At 66.1% G+C, this 17424-nt stretch carries 18 protein-coding genes and 1 pseudogene; 11 read left to right on the plus strand and 8 right to left on the minus strand.

Features of this window, described 5'->3' with window-relative positions; all coding sequences use genetic code 11:
- The first annotated feature begins 16 nt into the window (after positions 1–16).
- Positions 17–412: a hypothetical protein gene (locus ACH4DZ_RS44445; RefSeq protein ID WP_398295483.1), complete on the plus strand. Its 396-nt coding sequence runs from the start codon at positions 17–19 to the stop codon at positions 410–412.
- 732 nt (positions 413–1144) lie between these two features.
- The gene (locus tag ACH4DZ_RS44450) at positions 1145–1324 is read left to right on the plus strand and encodes a hypothetical protein (RefSeq protein ID WP_398295485.1); all 180 of its coding nucleotides are present in this window, start codon (positions 1145–1147) and stop codon (positions 1322–1324) included.
- A 104-nt stretch (positions 1325–1428) separates the two neighbouring features.
- On the opposite strand, the pseudogene ACH4DZ_RS44455 reads toward ACH4DZ_RS44450, so the two are convergent.
- Positions 1429–1639, minus strand: a pseudogene (locus tag ACH4DZ_RS44455) (transposase family protein); the annotation flags it as partial.
- A 106-nt stretch (positions 1640–1745) separates the two neighbouring features.
- On the minus strand, positions 1746–2399 hold the full coding sequence (locus ACH4DZ_RS44460) for a hypothetical protein (protein ID WP_398295487.1): 654 nt from the start codon (positions 2397–2399) through the stop codon (positions 1746–1748).
- Between the two features lie 187 nt (positions 2400–2586).
- Between ACH4DZ_RS44460 and ACH4DZ_RS44465 the strand changes: the two genes are divergently transcribed.
- A complete protein-coding gene (locus tag ACH4DZ_RS44465; RefSeq protein ID WP_398295489.1) occupies positions 2587–3174 on the plus strand; it encodes a hypothetical protein in 588 nt (195 codons plus the stop codon).
- Between the two features lie 57 nt (positions 3175–3231).
- On the opposite strand, the gene ACH4DZ_RS44470 is transcribed toward ACH4DZ_RS44465, so the two are convergent.
- Genes ACH4DZ_RS44470 through ACH4DZ_RS44490 form a run of 5 tightly spaced genes read right to left on the minus strand, consistent with a single transcriptional unit; the run spans position 3232 to position 6712 of the window.
- Positions 3232–4452 (minus strand): ABC transporter permease, encoded by a 1221-nt coding sequence (locus ACH4DZ_RS44470; RefSeq protein WP_398295491.1) that lies wholly within the window; start codon positions 4450–4452, stop codon positions 3232–3234.
- Positions 4449–5141: an ABC transporter ATP-binding protein gene (locus tag ACH4DZ_RS44475; protein ID WP_398295493.1), complete on the minus strand. Its 693-nt coding sequence runs from the start codon at positions 5139–5141 to the stop codon at positions 4449–4451. Before ACH4DZ_RS44475 ends, ACH4DZ_RS44470 begins: the two co-directional genes overlap by 4 nt.
- Positions 5138–6376: a hypothetical protein gene (locus ACH4DZ_RS44480; protein WP_398295495.1), complete on the minus strand. Its 1239-nt coding sequence runs from the start codon at positions 6374–6376 to the stop codon at positions 5138–5140. Before ACH4DZ_RS44480 ends, ACH4DZ_RS44475 begins: the two co-directional genes overlap by 4 nt.
- Positions 6363–6497, minus strand: coding sequence for a hypothetical protein (locus ACH4DZ_RS44485; RefSeq protein WP_398295496.1), 135 nt, complete (start codon positions 6495–6497; stop codon positions 6363–6365). The genes ACH4DZ_RS44480 and ACH4DZ_RS44485 overlap by 14 nt, the downstream gene beginning before the upstream one ends.
- Positions 6494–6712, minus strand: a complete 219-nt coding sequence (locus ACH4DZ_RS44490; protein ID WP_398295498.1) for a hypothetical protein — start codon at positions 6710–6712, stop codon at positions 6494–6496. Before ACH4DZ_RS44490 ends, ACH4DZ_RS44485 begins: the two co-directional genes overlap by 4 nt.
- A gap of 341 nt (positions 6713–7053) precedes the next feature.
- Between ACH4DZ_RS44490 and ACH4DZ_RS44495 the strand changes: the two genes are divergently transcribed.
- On the plus strand, positions 7054–7788 hold the full coding sequence (locus ACH4DZ_RS44495; protein ID WP_398295500.1) for a response regulator transcription factor: 735 nt from the start codon (positions 7054–7056) through the stop codon (positions 7786–7788).
- Positions 7778–9604, plus strand: coding sequence for a sensor histidine kinase (locus ACH4DZ_RS44500; protein WP_398295502.1), 1827 nt, complete (start codon positions 7778–7780; stop codon positions 9602–9604). The genes ACH4DZ_RS44495 and ACH4DZ_RS44500 overlap by 11 nt, the downstream gene beginning before the upstream one ends.
- Positions 9605–9755: 151 nt before the next feature.
- Here the strand turns inward: ACH4DZ_RS44500 and ACH4DZ_RS44505 are convergent, their stop codons facing one another.
- Positions 9756–10145, minus strand: coding sequence for a hypothetical protein (locus ACH4DZ_RS44505; protein ID WP_398295504.1), 390 nt, complete (start codon positions 10143–10145; stop codon positions 9756–9758).
- Between the two features lie 230 nt (positions 10146–10375).
- Between ACH4DZ_RS44505 and ACH4DZ_RS44510 the strand changes: the two genes are divergently transcribed.
- From ACH4DZ_RS44510 to ACH4DZ_RS44535, 6 genes are all read left to right on the plus strand, one after another.
- On the plus strand, positions 10376–11602 hold the full coding sequence (locus ACH4DZ_RS44510; RefSeq protein WP_398295506.1) for a hypothetical protein: 1227 nt from the start codon (positions 10376–10378) through the stop codon (positions 11600–11602).
- A gap of 853 nt (positions 11603–12455) precedes the next feature.
- A complete protein-coding gene (locus ACH4DZ_RS44515) occupies positions 12456–12662 on the plus strand; it encodes a hypothetical protein (RefSeq protein WP_398295508.1) in 207 nt (68 codons plus the stop codon).
- Positions 12663–14106: 1444 nt separating this feature from the next.
- Positions 14107–14505 carry a 6-pyruvoyl trahydropterin synthase family protein gene (locus ACH4DZ_RS44520; protein ID WP_398295510.1) on the plus strand — a complete coding sequence of 133 codons (399 nt, stop codon included), beginning with the start codon at positions 14107–14109 and terminating at the stop codon, positions 14503–14505.
- 279 nt (positions 14506–14784) lie between these two features.
- Entirely contained in the window at positions 14785–15195 is a 411-nt protein-coding gene (locus ACH4DZ_RS44525; protein WP_398295511.1) for a hypothetical protein, read from the plus strand.
- 256 nt (positions 15196–15451) lie between these two features.
- Positions 15452–15793 carry a transposase gene (locus ACH4DZ_RS44530; RefSeq protein ID WP_398295513.1) on the plus strand — a complete coding sequence of 114 codons (342 nt, stop codon included), beginning with the start codon at positions 15452–15454 and terminating at the stop codon, positions 15791–15793.
- Between the two features lie 1386 nt (positions 15794–17179).
- Positions 17180–17424 (plus strand): hypothetical protein (locus ACH4DZ_RS44535; RefSeq protein WP_398295514.1); only part of this gene is annotated, 245 nt, incomplete at its 3' end.

Here is a 17424-nt window from a genome sequence, read left to right on the forward strand (position 1 = left end):
GGTATGGAGGCACGAAATGAAGAAGCACCCCGTCATGGCCATGGCCATGACCGCAGGAATCCTGGCCGGAACGGTTGCTCTCGCACAGCCGGCTGCCGCATCGACGTCCGACTGCTCCGGATACGAGCACGTCCGGACCCGCCCAGCGGCAGCCGGCGAAACGTCACTGCCCTGGCGATACGTCATATCCCTGCAGACGGGCACGATCGACGTCTGCCTCGACGGTCCGGACGGCACCGACTACGGCCTGAAGCTGGTACGACTCGTCCCCGGCGGCCAGGAAACCGTCGCCACCGCACCGAGCGGTGGGTCCGACAAGACGCTCTCCTACGTGGGACCGGTCAGCGGTTATCAGGTGCAGGTCACCGCCGACAGCGCCGGTACGTACACCGCAGGTGTCAACCTCCCGTAGAAAGACGATCCGGCAGCGGCACCGATCGCAGCGGGACCTGTAGGGGGTTGGCAGTCGCGGTCATGACTGCCAACCCTGCCTGCGTACCGTCATCCTATGCGCGCAAACGACGTCACGGTTGGTCACAGCATCGCTAGTGCTGTGACCACTCAGGTTCGCCGGGTCTGCGGTCGCGGGTTTCATGTCGGGTGGATATGAGGTTACTTCAGCCGGATTGCCGGAAGCCTGGTCTACACACAACGCGTTGCAACGAACCCTGCACACGGTCGCTGAGAAAACAAGTGAGTCAAGCGGCGCTACCAGCTAACACCTGGGACAGCTCGCTGCCCACCGTTTCATCGAAGACGCCCCCGAGCGGGGTAAAGGCCGGGAACGGTGCGGGAAGGCGGCTCACCAGGGCCTGCGTCTCGACGACGCGCTACTGATAGACACCAACCCCGGCGTTCGCGGAGCCGCCGACGCATACCTCGATGAGGTCGTGGCCACCCAGACCCGAAACCTGTCGACCTGGCTCGGCAATCGCCACGGATGCCCCGAAGAGTTGAACCGCACCTGGGACATGAGTAGCGCGATGCTACGGCTGACGCCCGAACGCACTAAAGGACTCGTCGAGAAGCGCACTCATCGACACCTACCGCGACCGAGCCACCGACGAAAGCGCCGCAGACACCGCTCAGGTATGCATCCACACACGCGCATTCCCCTCACGACGGACCGAGAAGTCACCGCCCGATGTACCCCGAGATGCACCACGCCCGCGTCGCCGAACTCCGTGCCGAAGCCGACGCTCACCGTCTTGCCGCTGCGGCCCGGCGTCCCCGGGACATTCGGATCCGCCTCGGCTGGACCCTCGTGGAGGTCGGACTGCGGCTGGCCACCGCTCCCAAGACGGCAGCCGCTGTTCCCTACTGATTTTTTCGGGAGGTTGTCGGATGGTGGCTCAGTTGTAGTAGGTGGTGTTGGATGCGGCGGAGGGTGCGTTCGAGGTGGTCGTCGCCGGTGAAGGCGATGGTGGCCAGGGTGCCATCGACATGTAGGCGGTGTCCTTGCGTGGCCGGTCGGCCGAGGAGATGGCCGGCAGCGGTACGAGGTCGTCCAGTTTTCTGTCCGCTGCGGACTTCGAGACTTTCGAACAAGGGCGCCACCTGCCGCAACGTGAGGTTCGTACGCCAGTACGTCGCCACCAGCAACACCCGGTCCTTCGAGCGGCAGACACCACGGCCGACCCGCTGAATGTCACCACTTCGACACCGCACCACCCCGGCACCAGTTCCTAAGCAGCCTACGAATACGGCAAAAGCAGCGGCATGACTCTATTGCTGATCTTGGGCGGTCAGGTGCTGGCGAATCCGGCTGTGTTGCACAGACTTCGGAAGTGTGATGCCCGGCGTCCCGATGAGCTCGTACGTTCTGCGAGAGGGTTGCCTCGATGCCGGCGCGGATCGCGTACCGACGCTGCCACTGTTCGGTCTGCTGGTCGAGCCGGTCGCGCGTGTCTGGATGGCGTGCAGTGTCCGTGGCAGGACTGCGACGGAGCGGGGGCGAGTGCGGATGAAGTGCACCGGGCGCGGTCCGGGCGGAGTCGGCAGTCACTCTCGGCGAAGCGGGCCTGCAGGTATGTATGGCCGGAGATACTCAGCTTGGTCCAGGACGCACTCGTCGCGCCGCGCGGACAGATGGCCTGCTCGTTGTTCCAGTCGATGGTGAAGGCGGCCTTGTCGAGGCCCGACGCTGCTTTGGCCTGGCGGCTGTTGTCGGCGAGGAGCGGGCCGAGCAGGGTGATGCCGTGGACGCGCTGGGCCCACTCAATGTGGGCGGGAGCGAGGTAGGCAGTATCCACCACGTGCTCGGCCGGAGCGAGGCGACAGGTGGCGAGGTCGTCGTAAATCAGCAGGCTCGTCGAACTGAAGAACGCGTCGGTCGACGTTTCGGTGGCGTGGATGATGAAGGCGATGCCCAAGAGCACAGCCGCCGCGAAAGCCGACATCAGTTCTGTCCCATCGGTCGTGGGCGGCCCACGACCGATCGCGGTGGCTACGCCGTTGCCGGGCACCCTGCCTGTCGGCAACCGACTATTCGTACGGGGGCCCGGGGCCGGCTGCCCGATCGGTTTCAGACAGGCCCTTGTCAGCAATCTGACAGGATCCTCATATGGTTCGGCCACAGTGGCCGCCATGACGAACCCCTCTCATCGCAGTTGGCCGGTTCCCGGCCGCTCCGCGCGGGCAGCCCTGTTCACCGCCATCGGCGCAACGGGCCTTGTCGTCCTCACCGCGTGCGGTGGCGGCGGCTCGGGCAGCGGGAGTGACAGAAGCGGTGCCGGCGACAGCGATGTCGCCTCGATCGCGAGCCCGAGCAAGGCAGATGTGACACCGACGCGGACGACGGACCCCGACGCCGGCCGCCCCGTTATCCGGCTGGACAGCTCCGCCGAGGAGAGCGACCGGATGTGGGACAGCTGGTACGCCTGCCTGAAGGCGAAGGGCGGGCCCCTGAAGGGGGCGCCGACCACCCCGGCCGAGAAGGCCGGAGCAAAGGCCTGCGCGTCCAAGGAGCCGATTACGCCGCCGGAGCTGGACCCGGCCAAGAATCCGGACTACTCCGACAACCTGCGGGTCATGGTGAAGTGCCTCAACGCCCACGGCATCAGGGCCACCATGGCCCCCGGCGGCTCCGACTACTCCTTCGACCAGAGCCAGCCGAATCCTCCGCACTTCGCGGAGAACGAAATCGCCTGCCAGGTGAAGGCCTTCCAGAAGTAGGCGTGTACGCAAGGGCGTTGGGCCGTCCAACGGCCCAACGCCCTTCGTTCATGTCGTTCATGCTGACGCGAGGGCCTCGGTGGGAGTGAGGCGGGCGGCCCTGATGGACGGGTAGACACCGGCGACCATACCGACGAGTACGGCGCCACCGAACCCTTCCGCCACCGAGGTGAGCGGGACGACCGGCGGCCAGTGCTGGTAGGTGGCGTAGCCGACGGTGGCCAGGACGCCGAGGACCGTACCGGCCACGCCGCCGAGCGCGGACAGTACGACGGACTCGGTGAGGAACTGGCCGCGGATCTGGCCCCGGTTGGCGCCCAGCGCGCGGCGCAGGCCGATCTCACGGCGGCGTTCGAGGACCGAGATGACCATGGTGTTGGCCACTCCGATACCGCCGACCAGCAGCGCGACTCCGGCGAGTCCCAGGAAGAGGGCGGAGAAGGTGGTCTGGGTGGCGCGCTTCGCGGCCAGCGCGTCGGACGGGCGGCTGATCTGGACCATGCCGGGCAGTTGCGGGTAGACCGTGGCGGGCAGCACGCCCCGGACCGCCTCCATGGCGGATTCCCTGGCCTTGATGTAGATCACCGTGGGGTGTCCGTCGAACTTCAACTGGGCGCTGGCGGCGTCCCATCCGACGAGTACCGAGCGGTCGATGTCGGGGGAGAGCGGGGTCCGGGCAAGGATGCCGATGACCGTGAACCAGCGGTCGTTGATGTAGATCTGCGGGGCGGGTCCCCGGTCGTTCAGCTTCGCGAAGCCGAGCCGGGTGGCGGCGACCGAACCGAGCACCGCGGTGGGGAACCTCTCGGTGGCCGTGTTGAGGAAGCGGCCCGACCGTACCTCGGCGTTGATGGCCGGGAGCAGGTTGACCTCGCTGGCCAGGATGGTCAGTCCGGCGTAGTCGCTGGGGTCGACACGGTCCGAACGGCGCACGGTGGCATGGGTGTTGGCGACGGCACTGGCCATGGTGACCGGACCGATACGGCGGACCATGTCCACCGATTCCGACGGGAGCAGGACCGGTGATTTCGGATTGGGGACCGGCTGCGCCTGGAGCATGTTGGTGCCCATCGCCGAGAGCTCGTTCAGCAGCGCCTTCTGGCTGGAGGCCGGGATGCCGGTGACGACGATCATGGTGGCGATGCCGATCGAGATGCCAAGGGCCGACAGCGCGGCTCGCATCTTCCGGGTACGGATGCCGAGCAGACCCAGCCCCAGGAGGTCCAGCGGGGCCAGCCGTACCGGCCTGCTGTTCGCCTCGGTGACGGTGGTGTTCATGACTCCTCATACGTGTCGGCGACGAGACGCCCGTCGAGGATCTCCACCCGGCGGGGCAGCCGCTCGGCGATGTCCCGGTCGTGGGTGATGATCGCGATGGTGGTGCCCTCGTCGTTCAGCTCGGTCAGCAGTTCAAGGACGGCCCGTCCGTTGGCGGTGTCCAGCGCGCCGGTGGGCTCGTCGGCGAGTACCAGCGCGGGGCTGTTGACCAGGGCCCGGGCGATGGCGACGCGCTGGCGTTCACCGCCGGAGAGCTGGTGCGAGAGGTGTCCGGCCCGGTGCGCCAGGCCGACCCGGGCCAGCGCCTCCAGCGCCAGCGGACGGCGCCGGCCACGCGGCACACCCGCGTAGAGCAGACCGGTGGCGACGTTCTCGGCTGCGGTCAGCCCCTCGGTGAGATGGAACTGCTGGAAGACGAAGCCGAGCCAGCGGCCGCGCAGCGCAGACAGCCGCCGGTCGGAGAGCGAGGAAACGTCCCGGCCGCCGATCTCCACGGTGCCGCTCGTCGGCCGGTCCAGGGTGCCCATGATGTTCAGCAGAGTGGACTTGCCGGACCCGGAAGGTCCGACGATGGCCAGCAGTTCACCGGTCTCGATGGCCAGCGAGACATCGTCCAGCGCGTTGACCCCGCCGGGATACGCCATGCTCGCGTTGCGGACGGTGAGTACCGGACGTGTGCGGTCGGTCATGAGGCCGTTGCCACCTTGGTGCCCGCGGTGATGCCGGTGCCGCTCACTTCCACCAGTCCCTTGGCGAACATCCCCGTCTCGACGGCCAGCAGACGGCCGCCGGGGAGCTGGAGCGCGTAACCGCCGCCGCTCAGCGCGAGCAGCGCGCCGACCGGCACGGCCAGTACGCCCTTCTTGGTCTGCCCGGTGAACTGCACTCGTACGGGTGCGGAGTTGAGGCGGCGCACCGCCGCCGTGCTGTCCAGCGAGACGGTCACCACCAGCTGCGGTGTGCCGCCGGAGTCACCGCCTGCCTGGTCGGAGGAGGCCTGGGCATCCGAGCTGATGGCAGAGACGGCGCCATGGGCCTCGGAGTTGTCGGGCAGCGTCACGGTCGCCTTGTCACCCTGCTGGACCGAGTCGACGTCGGTCGCGTCCAGCGCCACCGACACCGACTTGGCGGTACCGGTGACCGACATCAGCGTCCCGGTGGCCGGGTCGCCGGGCTGCGCCTGTACGGCACCGACCCGTACCTCGCCCGGCAGCACCGCCACGTCGCCGGCGCCGAGGACCCCGGTGGAGGGCATACCGACCTGGGTCTGCCACCGCTTGACCACCGCGATCAGGGAGGCGGTGAGCACCCCCTCGCCGGGCTTGACCCGGACGTAGGACGGCGAGGGCGAGGGCGAGGGCAAGGGCGACGGGGACGGCGATGCGCTCGCGGCGCCGGTCCGCTCCGGCCGCTGCGCGACCCAACTGCCAGACGCCGGCTGGGCCCCGATGTCGTAGCCGAGCGCCCTGAGGTTGTCCGCGACCACCTTGACGTCCCTGCCCATGAGACCCCTGGTGTCCAGGGGGCGGAACAGCGGTGTGGTCCCGTAGAACACCGGCACCGGACGATCGTCCAGCCGGTACAGGGACCTGCCCCTGGACACCTTGGCCCCCACCGCCGGCAGCTGGGTGACCAGGCCGTCCTTGCCGCCCTTCACCGATACGGTCCTGCCGTAGCCCAGGGTTCCGTTCAGCGAAAGGGTGCTGGACAGGTCGGTCCTGACCACCGCGACGGTGCTCACCCGGGGCGCACCGCTCGCCGCGGCGCCCGACGGCTTCCCATCACTCCTCATGCCGGCCAGGCTGACCCCCACCACGCCTGCCGTGAGCAGTGCGGCCACCGCGATGACGACCCGTTTCCGCGCTTTTCCCGGCGCCGCGCTGCCGGGCGGCTCGTCGGCCTGAGCCTGCTCACTTCTTCGCACTGAATGCCTCCAGCCGGCAACTGCACGCGATTTCGTCCGAATCGGCCGGCTGGTTGTTGGAGGCGTAGTGCCAGCCCGCGTTGTCGGGCAGCCCGCCAACCTGGAGCCCTTTGGAGTTCATGCACCTGATCCATTCGCGGAAGTCATCCGCGTCATGCGGGTTTCCTCCTCGCAGCCGTCGAGGGGCGGTTGAGGGCGGCCGGAGCCGGGGTCGGCGCTCGACCCGGCCGATCCGGCGCTCGCGGCCGGGCTGGAGATCGAGGCCACGTCGGTGTCACCGGTCTTGCCCGCACCGGAGGAGCCGCCACCGCACGCCTTGAGCGCGAAAATCGCCACCACCCGGAGGGCGGCCAACGCGACGGATTGGGACCTGGTGCTGTGGCCGCATTGGTTCGCCGGGTTGCACAGTCTTCGGCCGCGCTGTGTCCTCGATCGCCGGACGGGCTGATTGCAGCCCGTCCGGCGATCGAGGACAAGGCACAGGGGCCGTCCGGCGGCGATCGAGGACGAACCGGCTACCGGACGGACCCGGGACAGGTCTGCGGCCACAGCATCAAGGCCTGGCCGGTCATTGATGTTCGGCATGGCGGCCACCATGGCCGAGCGATATGAGGATCTTGTCAGGCTGCCATCAAAAACCTGTCTGAATCGCAGCGCTCCGCCCTAAGGTCGGCAGCATGTGCGCACATGTCCTGGTGGCCGAGGACGACGTCAGACAGGCCACGGTGATCCGGCGCTATCTGGAACGCGAGGGTCACACCGCCCTTGTGGTGCACGACGGGCGTGCCGCGATCGACGAGGCCCGCCGCCGACCGCCCGATCTGCTCGTCCTCGACGTGATGATGCCGGTGGTCGACGGCCTGGACGTCTGCCGCATTCTGCGGGGGGAGTCGTCCGGCCTCCCGGTACTGATACTGACCGCCCGCGCCACCGAGGAGGACCTGCTGCTCGGCCTCGACCTCGGCGCCGACGACTACATGACCAAGCCCTACAGCCCCCGTGAGCTGATGGCCCGTATCCGCACCCTGCTGAGGCGCAGCCGGCGTACCGGCGCCATCGCCGTCCCGGACGACCGCCGGCCGACCGACCCGGTCCTGCGGGCCGGCGCCCTCTCGGTGGATCCGGTCCGGCACACCGTCCACCTCGGCGGGCGGCAGGTGGAATGCACCCCCGGGGAGTTCGAGGTCCTGGCGGTCATGGCCGCCGAGCCCGAACGGGTCTTCACCCGGCAGCAGTTGCTGACCCGGACCCGCGGGTCCGACCGCTTCATCACCGAGCGCTCCATCGACGTGCACATCCTGAACCTGCGCAAGAAGCTCGAAGCCGACCCGAAGCAGCCGGTCCTCCTGCTGACCGTCTTCGGGGTCGGCTACAAGATGGCTGACGGCCCCGAAAGCCACCATGCGCACTGAGCCCGCGGTGCACGCCGAGACCCCCGAGACCCCCGAGACCCCCGAGACCCCCGAGACCAGGGTGCCACTGCGCAGGAGTCTGCTGGTCAGGCTGCTGGCTTCCTCGCTTCTCGTCGCCCTCTGCGCGATCACCGCCACCGCCTGGCTTGCGGTACGGACCACCACCAGCGCGATCCGCCAGGAGCAGGGGCAGGTCCTCTCCGACGACACGGACATCTACAAGATGCTCACCGAGTACGCCGCCGTCCACCCGAGTTGGGACGGAGTCACACGGACGATCAACCAGCTCGCCGACCGGACCAACCGGCGTATCACCCTCACCGCCCAGGACCACGGCCGCCGGACGATCGCGGACTCCGCGCCCGGCACGTCGCCGCTGCCCGACCGTGCGTTTGCGGTCATCGACCCGCTCCAGGTCGACCCCGCGTTGTTCCCCGACGCCGGCGCCGACCGTATCGCCCCCCGTGCCCTCGGCCCGTTCCGGCTTTCCGCCGCACAGCGCCAGGATCTCCTCAGGAGCGCGAACACGCTCAGGGACTGTATCCGCAAGCTCGGCTTCCCCGCCAAGGTCTCCGTCTCGCTCAGCGGTCACCCCAGCATCGAGACCGACGACGGCACCAAGGAGGCCTATGCCCTGGCAAAATGCGAATCCACGCTCCAGCTCGCACTCACGACACGGGGCGAGTTGAAGGCTCTCGACAGCCTCAACAAGCTGATCAGGAACTGCCTGACACATCAGGGCCGGCCCGCCGTGGTACTCGACCTCACGCTCTCTTACAAGCCGGGCGACGCCGACACTCCGGCCGCGCAGAACTGTGTCAACTCCAGCCGCCGGGAACAGCTCGCCGCCTACGTCGCCCCGGCGGCACAGCTGTTCGTCAGTGAACCGGCCGGATCGGCGATTCCGGGCTTCGACCTGTCGCAGGCCAACACCATCCGCATCATCGGGGTCGTCGCCCTCGTCCTCGTGCTCACCATGACCGTGACCGTGGTGATCGGCGTCCGCCTGGTCAGACCGCTGCGCGCGCTCACCAGCGCCGTACGGAACCCGGACCGCCCGCAGCTCCGCGTCCCGGTGACCACCAGCGACGAGATCGGCCGCCTCACCGCCGCCTTCAACGACCTCTCCGAGCACCGGGAACGCACCGAAGCGCAGCGCAAGGCCATGGTCAGCGACATCGCCCACGAACTGCGGACACCGCTGAGCACCATCCGCAGCTGGCTGGAAGCCACCCAGGACGGTGTGCTCACCCCGGACGACGACGTGACCTCGGTGCTGCTGGAGGAGACCCTGCTGCTCCAGCACATCATCGACGACCTCCGGGACCTGGCGGCGGCCGAGGCCGGCACGCTCCAGCTGCACCGTGAGCTCCTGGACGCGGGCGACCTCCTGCACCACGTCGCCACCGCCCACGGCGGCCAGGCCCAGAGCGCGCGCATCACCCTGGACGTCCGCACCGACGGTGACACCGAGCTGTACGCGGACCCCATGCGGCTGCGCCAGGCCGTCGGCAACCTGGTGTCCAACGCCGTACGTCACACTCCCCCCGGCGGCAGTGTCACCGTGCGGTCCCGCCGCACCGCGAACACCGTCCTGATCCAGGTCAGCGACACCGGTTCCGGCATCGGTCCGGAGGACCTGCCGCATGTCTTCGACCGGTTCTGGCGCGCCGAGAAGTCCCGCAGCCGGCACACCGGCGGCAGCGGCCTCGGCCTCTCCATCGCCCGCCGGTTCACCGAGGCCCACGGCGGCAGCATCAGCGTCACCAGCTCCCCCGGAACCGAGACGGTCTTCACCATCCGACTACCCCGCTGACCACGGTGGTTAAGGGCGTCAGCACGGTGCGTACGCCCGGTACCTCGGGCTCGGTCCACGCGGTCCCGATCTCGGCCAGGGGCATCGTCCTGGCGGTGACCGCGATGCCGCCGCCCTCGATCTCTGCGATGAGGGACGGCAGTTCGGCCAGTTACGCCCTGGTGGACACGGCGCCCTGGCCGTTGCCCGGCAACCGGAAGTTCGCCGAACGCAGTGCCACCGACGGCAGTTCGATGGTCGGTCCTGCCATGGAGCCGATCTGGATCCAGTCCAGCGTGCGGCTGCGGTCGGCGCGGGCCCGTGGCAGCGCCGTGATCGCGTCACCGGCGGGCCTGTCCCAGAGGTAGTCCACGACCAGATCGATCTCGGCGGCCGTCTCGGCCGGCGCCGCCGCGGTGGCCTCGGCGTCGTCGATGAGCGCGACGGTCGCGTCGGCGCCGATCCCCGGCAGGGTCGCCAGCCGGGCCCGGTCACGGCCTGCGCCGACAACCCACCCCGCGCCGAGCCGCTTGGCGCCCCGGATGGCCATCTGCCCTAGCACCGCTCACAGCATGCTCAACGACCACTCCAGCAACGGGGTACGGCAGATCGCAAACACGGTCTGAGCACTGTCGCCGTCGCGGATATGGCAGCCGGAGAACGAAAGTGAACCGGAGCTCTGAACAAAACGTCGTACTGGCAGACCGGCAATAGATCCGGTCGGCGGCACACAAAGGAGCGTGCCGACACAAACTCCGCAAGGAGACATCACCATCCAGAAGGAACGGTGAAATGACCACACCGGCATATCAAACAGGGTCAACAGGTTCGCCTGTTTCGAATTCCAGCGACCAATCCTGGCACAGCGCTCAGTCGACGGCTAGCAGCTATGCCGCAGTCCGTATTTCCTCCGACGGACGAAGGAACTCGGAAAACTCCAGGATAGCTAGCTCGAATCAGCCAATCCCGCAGTCAGCTCCCCCTCTTCCGCAAAACGCCACGGTCGGCGTGTACGACGCGAACAGCCGCGAGTTCTATTCGCACACCAACAACGACATCGCCCGCTGGAGCAGCAGGCGTGCCGCATGGGTGGTAGAACACAAGGACCTGGTCCTGCAGGCCATCAGCGATATCGCCCCCAGCGCCATACAGGGCATTGCTCCATTCATGCCAGTGCCTGCGGACAAGTGGCTCAACGTCGCAGGAATCTCCCTGCAGGGAACCAAAGCCGCCGTAGAAATTGGCGAGCAGATCAAGAGGCGTCTCGGCGGGGAAAACATCGACGGCGTCAAGCTGTTCGCAGGTCTGGGTCGACTCGCGTCCGTAGCGACCAACGCGGCCGCCGCCAGCCTCGACTCGGAATCCCAAATAGCCAAAACGCTTGGCGGAGTTGGGACCGGGACGGCTATGGCGGCGACAGGCGCTGATCTTGTGCACGACATGCACACGAAACCCGCGCGTCAGCAGCAAGGAGATCCTGAGCTGGGGCCCTTCTCTATGGCCTCACTGGCTACACGGGTTGCCGAATTGTCTGACTACCCGAGCCAGTCAAACCAGAGCCAGTACGCCACCCCGAGCCAGTACGCCCCGAGCCAGTCAAACCAGAGCCAGTACGCCACCCCGAGCCAGTACGCCCCGAGCCAGTCAAACCAGAGCCAGTACGCCTCTGCCGAGTCAAGCCAGAGCCAGTACGCCTCTGCCGTGCCAAGCCAGAGCGCAGCACCGCCCTGGCACGCGGACATAGCGCTCGATGGCCAGACTCGTTACACCCAGGACTACGCGCGCTGGTATGTGGAATCTGGTACAACGGAGCATAGGGCGGATGCATCTGTCGAGACGCGTGCGGCGGCTGAATACCATCGGACGAACCAGGAATATGCCGCAAACAATCCCAATTATGGCGCCTCGTCAAGGCCATACTCCAGCGGCAGTGTTGATTATGCTGCCGAAGCGCGAGCCCGCCGACGTGCGGGACAGAATGCGACGCAGGGTACGGCATCACATCGCTCAGCGCGCTGAGGATGATGTCCGCCTGTTGATTGCGTGACATCGTTGCAGCCGTGCGGCCCCGTTTCCCGGTTAGTAGGGAGACGGGGCCGTACGGTCTTTCCAGTGCTCCGGTGCGAAGCACGTGGGAACCCGCTCGCGGAGCCGGTCCGGCCGCCGGATGAGCCTGCGGCGGTCGGCGGGTAGCACGACGTGGCCACTCCGGTGACCTGGTGGGTGAAGTGGCCATTTGCGCCGTCGGCAGATGTGAGGACGACCCATTCCCTGTTGTCGTTGGTGTCATCGAAAGACGCGGTTGCCGGAGCTCCGGCCTTACCGAAGTTCAGGATGCGGCCGACTGCGAGCGGGAAATCAGCGTCAACTGTCGGAGAGGCGAGTTCTGCGCGTTCGCGACAGTGCCGGACGTGTCGTGGACGGCGGTCGGCGGTCGGCTTGAGGGTGCGAGAGGTCGGTGTGAGCAGTTCGACGCGTCGGGTTCCGCCGACGAAGGATATGTCGCGGGCGGCGGGGCAGCCGTTGCCGCGTCGGCGAACGGTGTGGAAGCTGTGGCCGACAGCGCGGCAGTCACCAGGGCGGGACCGAGCAGGCACCCTGGGCAGGGCATGCGGTACAGCGCGGGACGGCGGCGCCGGATGAGTACCCCCGGATTGACTGCGTAGACGTAAACCGATGCGGAGACCAACTACGGGAACCGGCGATCTCCTCACCGCGTGCTTCAGTTCCCGCAAATCGCCGATGACGGGGCACCTGCGGCGACAGGGAGTGCGCGAGACGTCTCGCCAGTGGCACCGATGATGGTGCTTGAATTCGAGGTGTCGACTCGCCAGAACACGCGTCAACACCCGCTCTGCGGCAGTGACTTCCTGTGTTGACGCTGCCGACAGGATGTCGCTGCGAGCACGATCCGGGTGCACCGGGAGCGGACGGGGCGGGCCAGGCAGGTGGCCTGCTGTTTCCCCCGGTTGATGGCGAAGGTGAACGTCCCGAAGCCCTCGCCGTTCTTGGCCTGGCGATTGTGGTCAATGACGATTGGGCCGAGCAGCGTGATGCCGTGGAGCTGCTGGGCGCGTAGGACGTGAGCCGGGGTGATGTAGGTGGCATCAACCGTGCTCGGCCGGCGAGGGCTGCCCGGTCCAGGTCGTCATGGATCTGCTCGGTGAGCCGGCCGTCCTGGACCGGCGCAATCGTGGTGTCGACGTGCACTACGGTTTCGGCCGCTGTTCCTCGCAGGTCTCGGGGTAGCGCGCGATATGCACTCCACTTCAGGGACTTTGAGAAGTGATCTTGTGTCCGGGGTTGCCGGGTGAGTCCGAGGGCGGTGAGAGGCCGCAAGTGGTCGCGGGCAGGACGGCGGAGGGCAGCGGCGATGTTGGTGTGGCCATCCTGCCGATGGATACTGATGGCGAGGTTGCGCAGGCCGGCCATGACGCGGGGAAGGTCGCGGGTGCGGACCTTCGATGCGTCCTTGTGGAAGGTGCGGTCGCGGACGTGGTGCAACTGGTTCTCGATGCGCCAGTGGCCGCGGACCCAGACCGCGAGTTCGCTGCCTTCGGCCTCTCCGGGCGGCAGGCTCGTGACCAGGTAGATCCGTTCGATCGTCGGCGTTCCCGTGCCCGTGCCCAGGTCCCGTCTCCGGCGGACGACTGGAGGACCTGGCGTGCGTGCGGGTAGTCGAAGTGGGCGAACGAGGCCGTCTTCGGGCGGCGGATCTCGTCGCGCTGGTGGCCCCGTCCGCATTCGTAATGGTCCAGGCGGACATCGCGCCAGGGCAGACGGCGAGGCTTCTCGTGGAGAGCGGGGCGGTTCCGCTTCACGACGGCAAGGTAGTGGGCTCCGCGTTCGTGCAGGTAGGTGGCGTGGTTGTGCTGGGTGTGCGGGCGTCCGCCGTGATGACGGCTCCGGTCAGGTCGATGCTGTACATGAGCGGGGCGAAGGCCGGAACCTCGTTGCTCTCGCCGTTGATCTGTCGTTGGTGCAGGACCCGTCCGCCGCGAGTCAGGGCAGTGGCCGTCCCCTCGGTGGTGCGGGGCCGCGGAGTGTCTTGCCGTCGACGGCAATGACCTTTCGTTCCGAGGCCGGGGCCTTGCGTTCCTGGAGGAAGGCGCCGATAACGCGGTCGAGGGCGTCGCCGTCCGCGGCGGCCAGGACGAGACGGATGGTCGCGGCATCGGGCGGGCGGACAGGGCCGGTCGGTCGACCGGACCCGTGGATCAGACAGTGGCCGGATAACCGCACCAGGACCTCGATCCGTCGCAACGAACGATCAGCCGAACTCTGTCAGCTGCGCAAGCACCGGGCGAACGAAGCGTGACGCAACTGAAATCCTGGCACATCCTCCGCCGGACCCGTTGCAGCCCCAACCGCCCGTCATCATTCCCTCTCGCCGTCCCTCACCTTGCAGCACCAACGCTGAAAACGCGCAATGAACCCTTGAAGCTGCTTAGCCGTTGCACTGATCGATGTGTCGGCAAAAACTGGCCGTCGTTCAGACGCGCTAGATCATGGAGGACTGCCCGTTGTTCAGTGTCACCGTCCGCGATCACATCGCGATCACTCACAACTCACCCGGTGAAGTTTCTGGTTCCGCGCAGCGCCTGCACAGAGCGATGTTTGTGGTGGATGCCACCTTTCGACGTGAGCAGTTGGACGACGACAATGTAGTGGTCGACATTGAACTCGCCAGCCAGGAAGTGAGCTCTGTCGTCAATGATTTGACTCTCCGTAACCTCAATTCTGAGCCGGAAATAAAGAGCATCAATAATTCCATCGAGTTGCTGGCCAGAGAACTAACAGATCTTCTGGCCGGACGCGTCCAAGTTGGCGCACTGGGCGAGAAATCCAAGACCCTTACGAGCATCTCGGTCACACTGCACGAATCGAACGCCGCTTCGGCAACTTACGACCGTGCCCTGTGACCGAGGACCCGCGCACACCACCGCCCTCGCCCTCGCACATTTGATATAGCGAAGGAACTCAATGACTGAGTCGGTCCAGCGACCCGCGGCTTTCCCAAGCTGCTAACCACTCACAGGAAGCCGTATGGTTATGATCAAGTTCAGTATGACCGCATCTGGGCGAGTTTGCGACGCTGTAAATCCAGACGGCAGCTGCTCGGGTTGCCTCACCTGTGGGTACATCAGTCTTGTCCATCCCAGTCCCAGGGGTGAGCAGTGAGAGGCGTCCACATCGAGCTCATGCTCGTCGCGGCGCGGGGGGCACCTCTGGTCTGGCTCGGCTGGTGCATGGCTCAGTCGGCATTCCTGAACGCCGACATCGCTTCTACGGTATGCGTCGCAAGCAGTGCGGTCGCCGTCATCGGTGTCTTTCAGGCGATCTTCCTTGAGATTGTGCGCGAGGAGCGAAATCAAGCACGCAAGGAAGCAGCAGAAGCTGTAAAGCGCACCGAAATTGCGCAATCCATGGTTGACGAGTGGGCAGCGGCTGCCATGCAGTGCCCAATTGCTAGAGAGATTGACTTCGGATGGGCAAACTTCGAAGCTGCGTGCTGTCTTGTTTGTTGGAGCACTTATGGCATGCAGCATGATCCTGTCAACTGCGATGCAAGGCGCGGCACTGCGAGTGACAGCGAACCACATGGCCCATGAGAGACAGGAAGGCATTAATTCCGCATCAGAGTAAGCTGGCAGGCGAAGGTGCGGCCGTCGTGGTGGGTCAAGGTAGCTCGATGGTCGGCGCAAGTCGATCCAGCCGCTGGCCGAGCGTCTGCCGGACGGGAACATGCAGGCTCTGCCGCAGTTCGTGAACCAGTAGTTCATGAACCAGTCGCCGTAGGATCCGCTGCCGGTCAGGGGCGAACTGCCAGGTCGCGGTCAGTGCCCATGCCGCCACCGACAACGCATCGTGCCGTTGGAGTGGCAGTTGTATCTGCCCCGTGAGTGGCCGGACGAGCCGGACCGGTGCCGCAGGGCAGGCGTTCCCGACGACATGCTGCACCAGGAGAAGGGGCGTCTCGCGCTCGGCCTCCTGGACACACTCGCCCAATGGCGGCTGACGGCCCCGGTCGCCGACGCCGGCTACGGCGTCAGCACTCCGTTGCGGCTCGGCCTGAAGGAGCGAGGCCTGTCCTATGCCCTGGCCCTGAACGGGAACTTCAGGTGCAGGCGAGGTGGTCTGACGCGGTGTACAGGCGGCCGTGAACTGTGCACCGTCACCGGTCGATGGTTGCCGGATCAGCGGCTATGAGACGTCCTGTTCGTACCGCTCTGTCGCCTACTCACCGCGGCGGGTGCGTATGAGGCCGTTCCACTCGTCCGACCGTCTGCATTGTCTTCGCCATTCTGTTGGCGCAGATATTCCGAAGTCTGCCTGGGCACGGCGGGTACAGATTCTTGCGCGAGTCCGCTACCTGCATCGGAACCGGAAGCGGTGCCCGAGGCATCCGCCCGCCGGGCGCCCTCATCTTTTGCGCGGTATATCGCGTGCTGCATCGCATCGGCGGTTACTATGTTTTCCGCCGCTTGCTGCAACACTCCTTCATTGGACACCGCCTCCGCCTGGGATGTACGCGGATCGGGTATCTCAGCGGGCGCGATACCGAGCGGGGAGGAAGGGAAGTGCGACGTGACATTCGCGTCATTGTTTCGCAGGGATGAGGAATTCGCCGAAAATTCGGCATCGGCTACCTTATCCTTGGAGTGGGCGGCTATCTCTTGCCTTATTCTATCGTGCGCGTCGGAAGCCCCCCTCTCCCATATCACGTCGGCGTGACTCGCTTCGCCCGAGGCTTCTTCTTTGCGTGCTGTCAGTCCGATACTGGAAGTTAGCCTACCCAAGGCAGTGATAAAGCTGGCGTATATCGCACTGCTCCACTCAGCCGCATACCCAGGCGCCTCGCTTTTTCGACTGGAGTCGGAGTGAACCGAGCCGGGACGTATACTGGCGGTGTCACCACTACCGGGTCCCCAGGGCATAACATCCGACCTAAATTTTTCGGAAGAATCCAAGGAAGGCTCACTTGTAACCTCCACTTCACTAGTGACCTTTATTCCCGATGACGCCTTGCTTTCTGCAATTTGTCCAGTTAGAGCAATCAATCTCTCCATATTTTTCTTATAGGATCCACGGCCCACAGTAGACCAATTTGCGGCAGGAACGTTCGGATCGTGGGAGCCCTGTATGACGCCGACTTCAGGCACATCCTCATCACCCCCAGAAATGATAGTTATAGTGGTCCCTTGATGGGCCGACAACTGCGCCCGTATACTCCCCTTCTCGCCATCCAGGATTTTTCCAAGGTTCCGCCAGAACTCAGGACTATTCGAAAGTCCACTCACATATTCGGCGTTGTCGTGCACGGGGCCGAGCGTTCCACTGGAAACGGTGAAACCGTGCGGTGACTCGTCATCCAGTCTGATAGTGACAGCTTGATCGGCAGAACTCGGCGCGTCTGACCATACTCGGGTGTTCGACTCGGATACATTCTCCATTTTCCGATGTTTCCTTTCTTGTTCTTTTCCCCCGGACAGACTTAGGGAGTCGACGTCAGTGGGTCATGTTCACAGGTGATGCGACGTTTCCCTCCTGTGAACGGTTCACTTGGTCGGAGGTGGTAGCGCCCGCTCAGGTTTCGTGGTTCCAGCGTTTGTTGGTGTCGTCCACGGCCGGTTCGACGGGTGTGAGGTCGACGTGCGGCGGGATGCCGGGTCGGTTGCCGACCTCGATGAGGGAGTTGCCGAGGCCGGGCGGGGTGCTGTGCCGGCCGCCGGCACTGTCCCGGGTGGGCGGGGTGGATCAGTCGACCAGCAGTCGCCTCTCGGTTTCGGTGGGTTCGACGACCTGACTGAGCTGGGGTATCTCGGCGGGCGGCAGTCCCG

It is taken from the genome of Streptomyces sp. NPDC017991, assembly GCF_044328075.1.
Classification (GTDB): Bacteria; Actinomycetota; Actinomycetes; order Streptomycetales; family Streptomycetaceae; genus Streptomyces.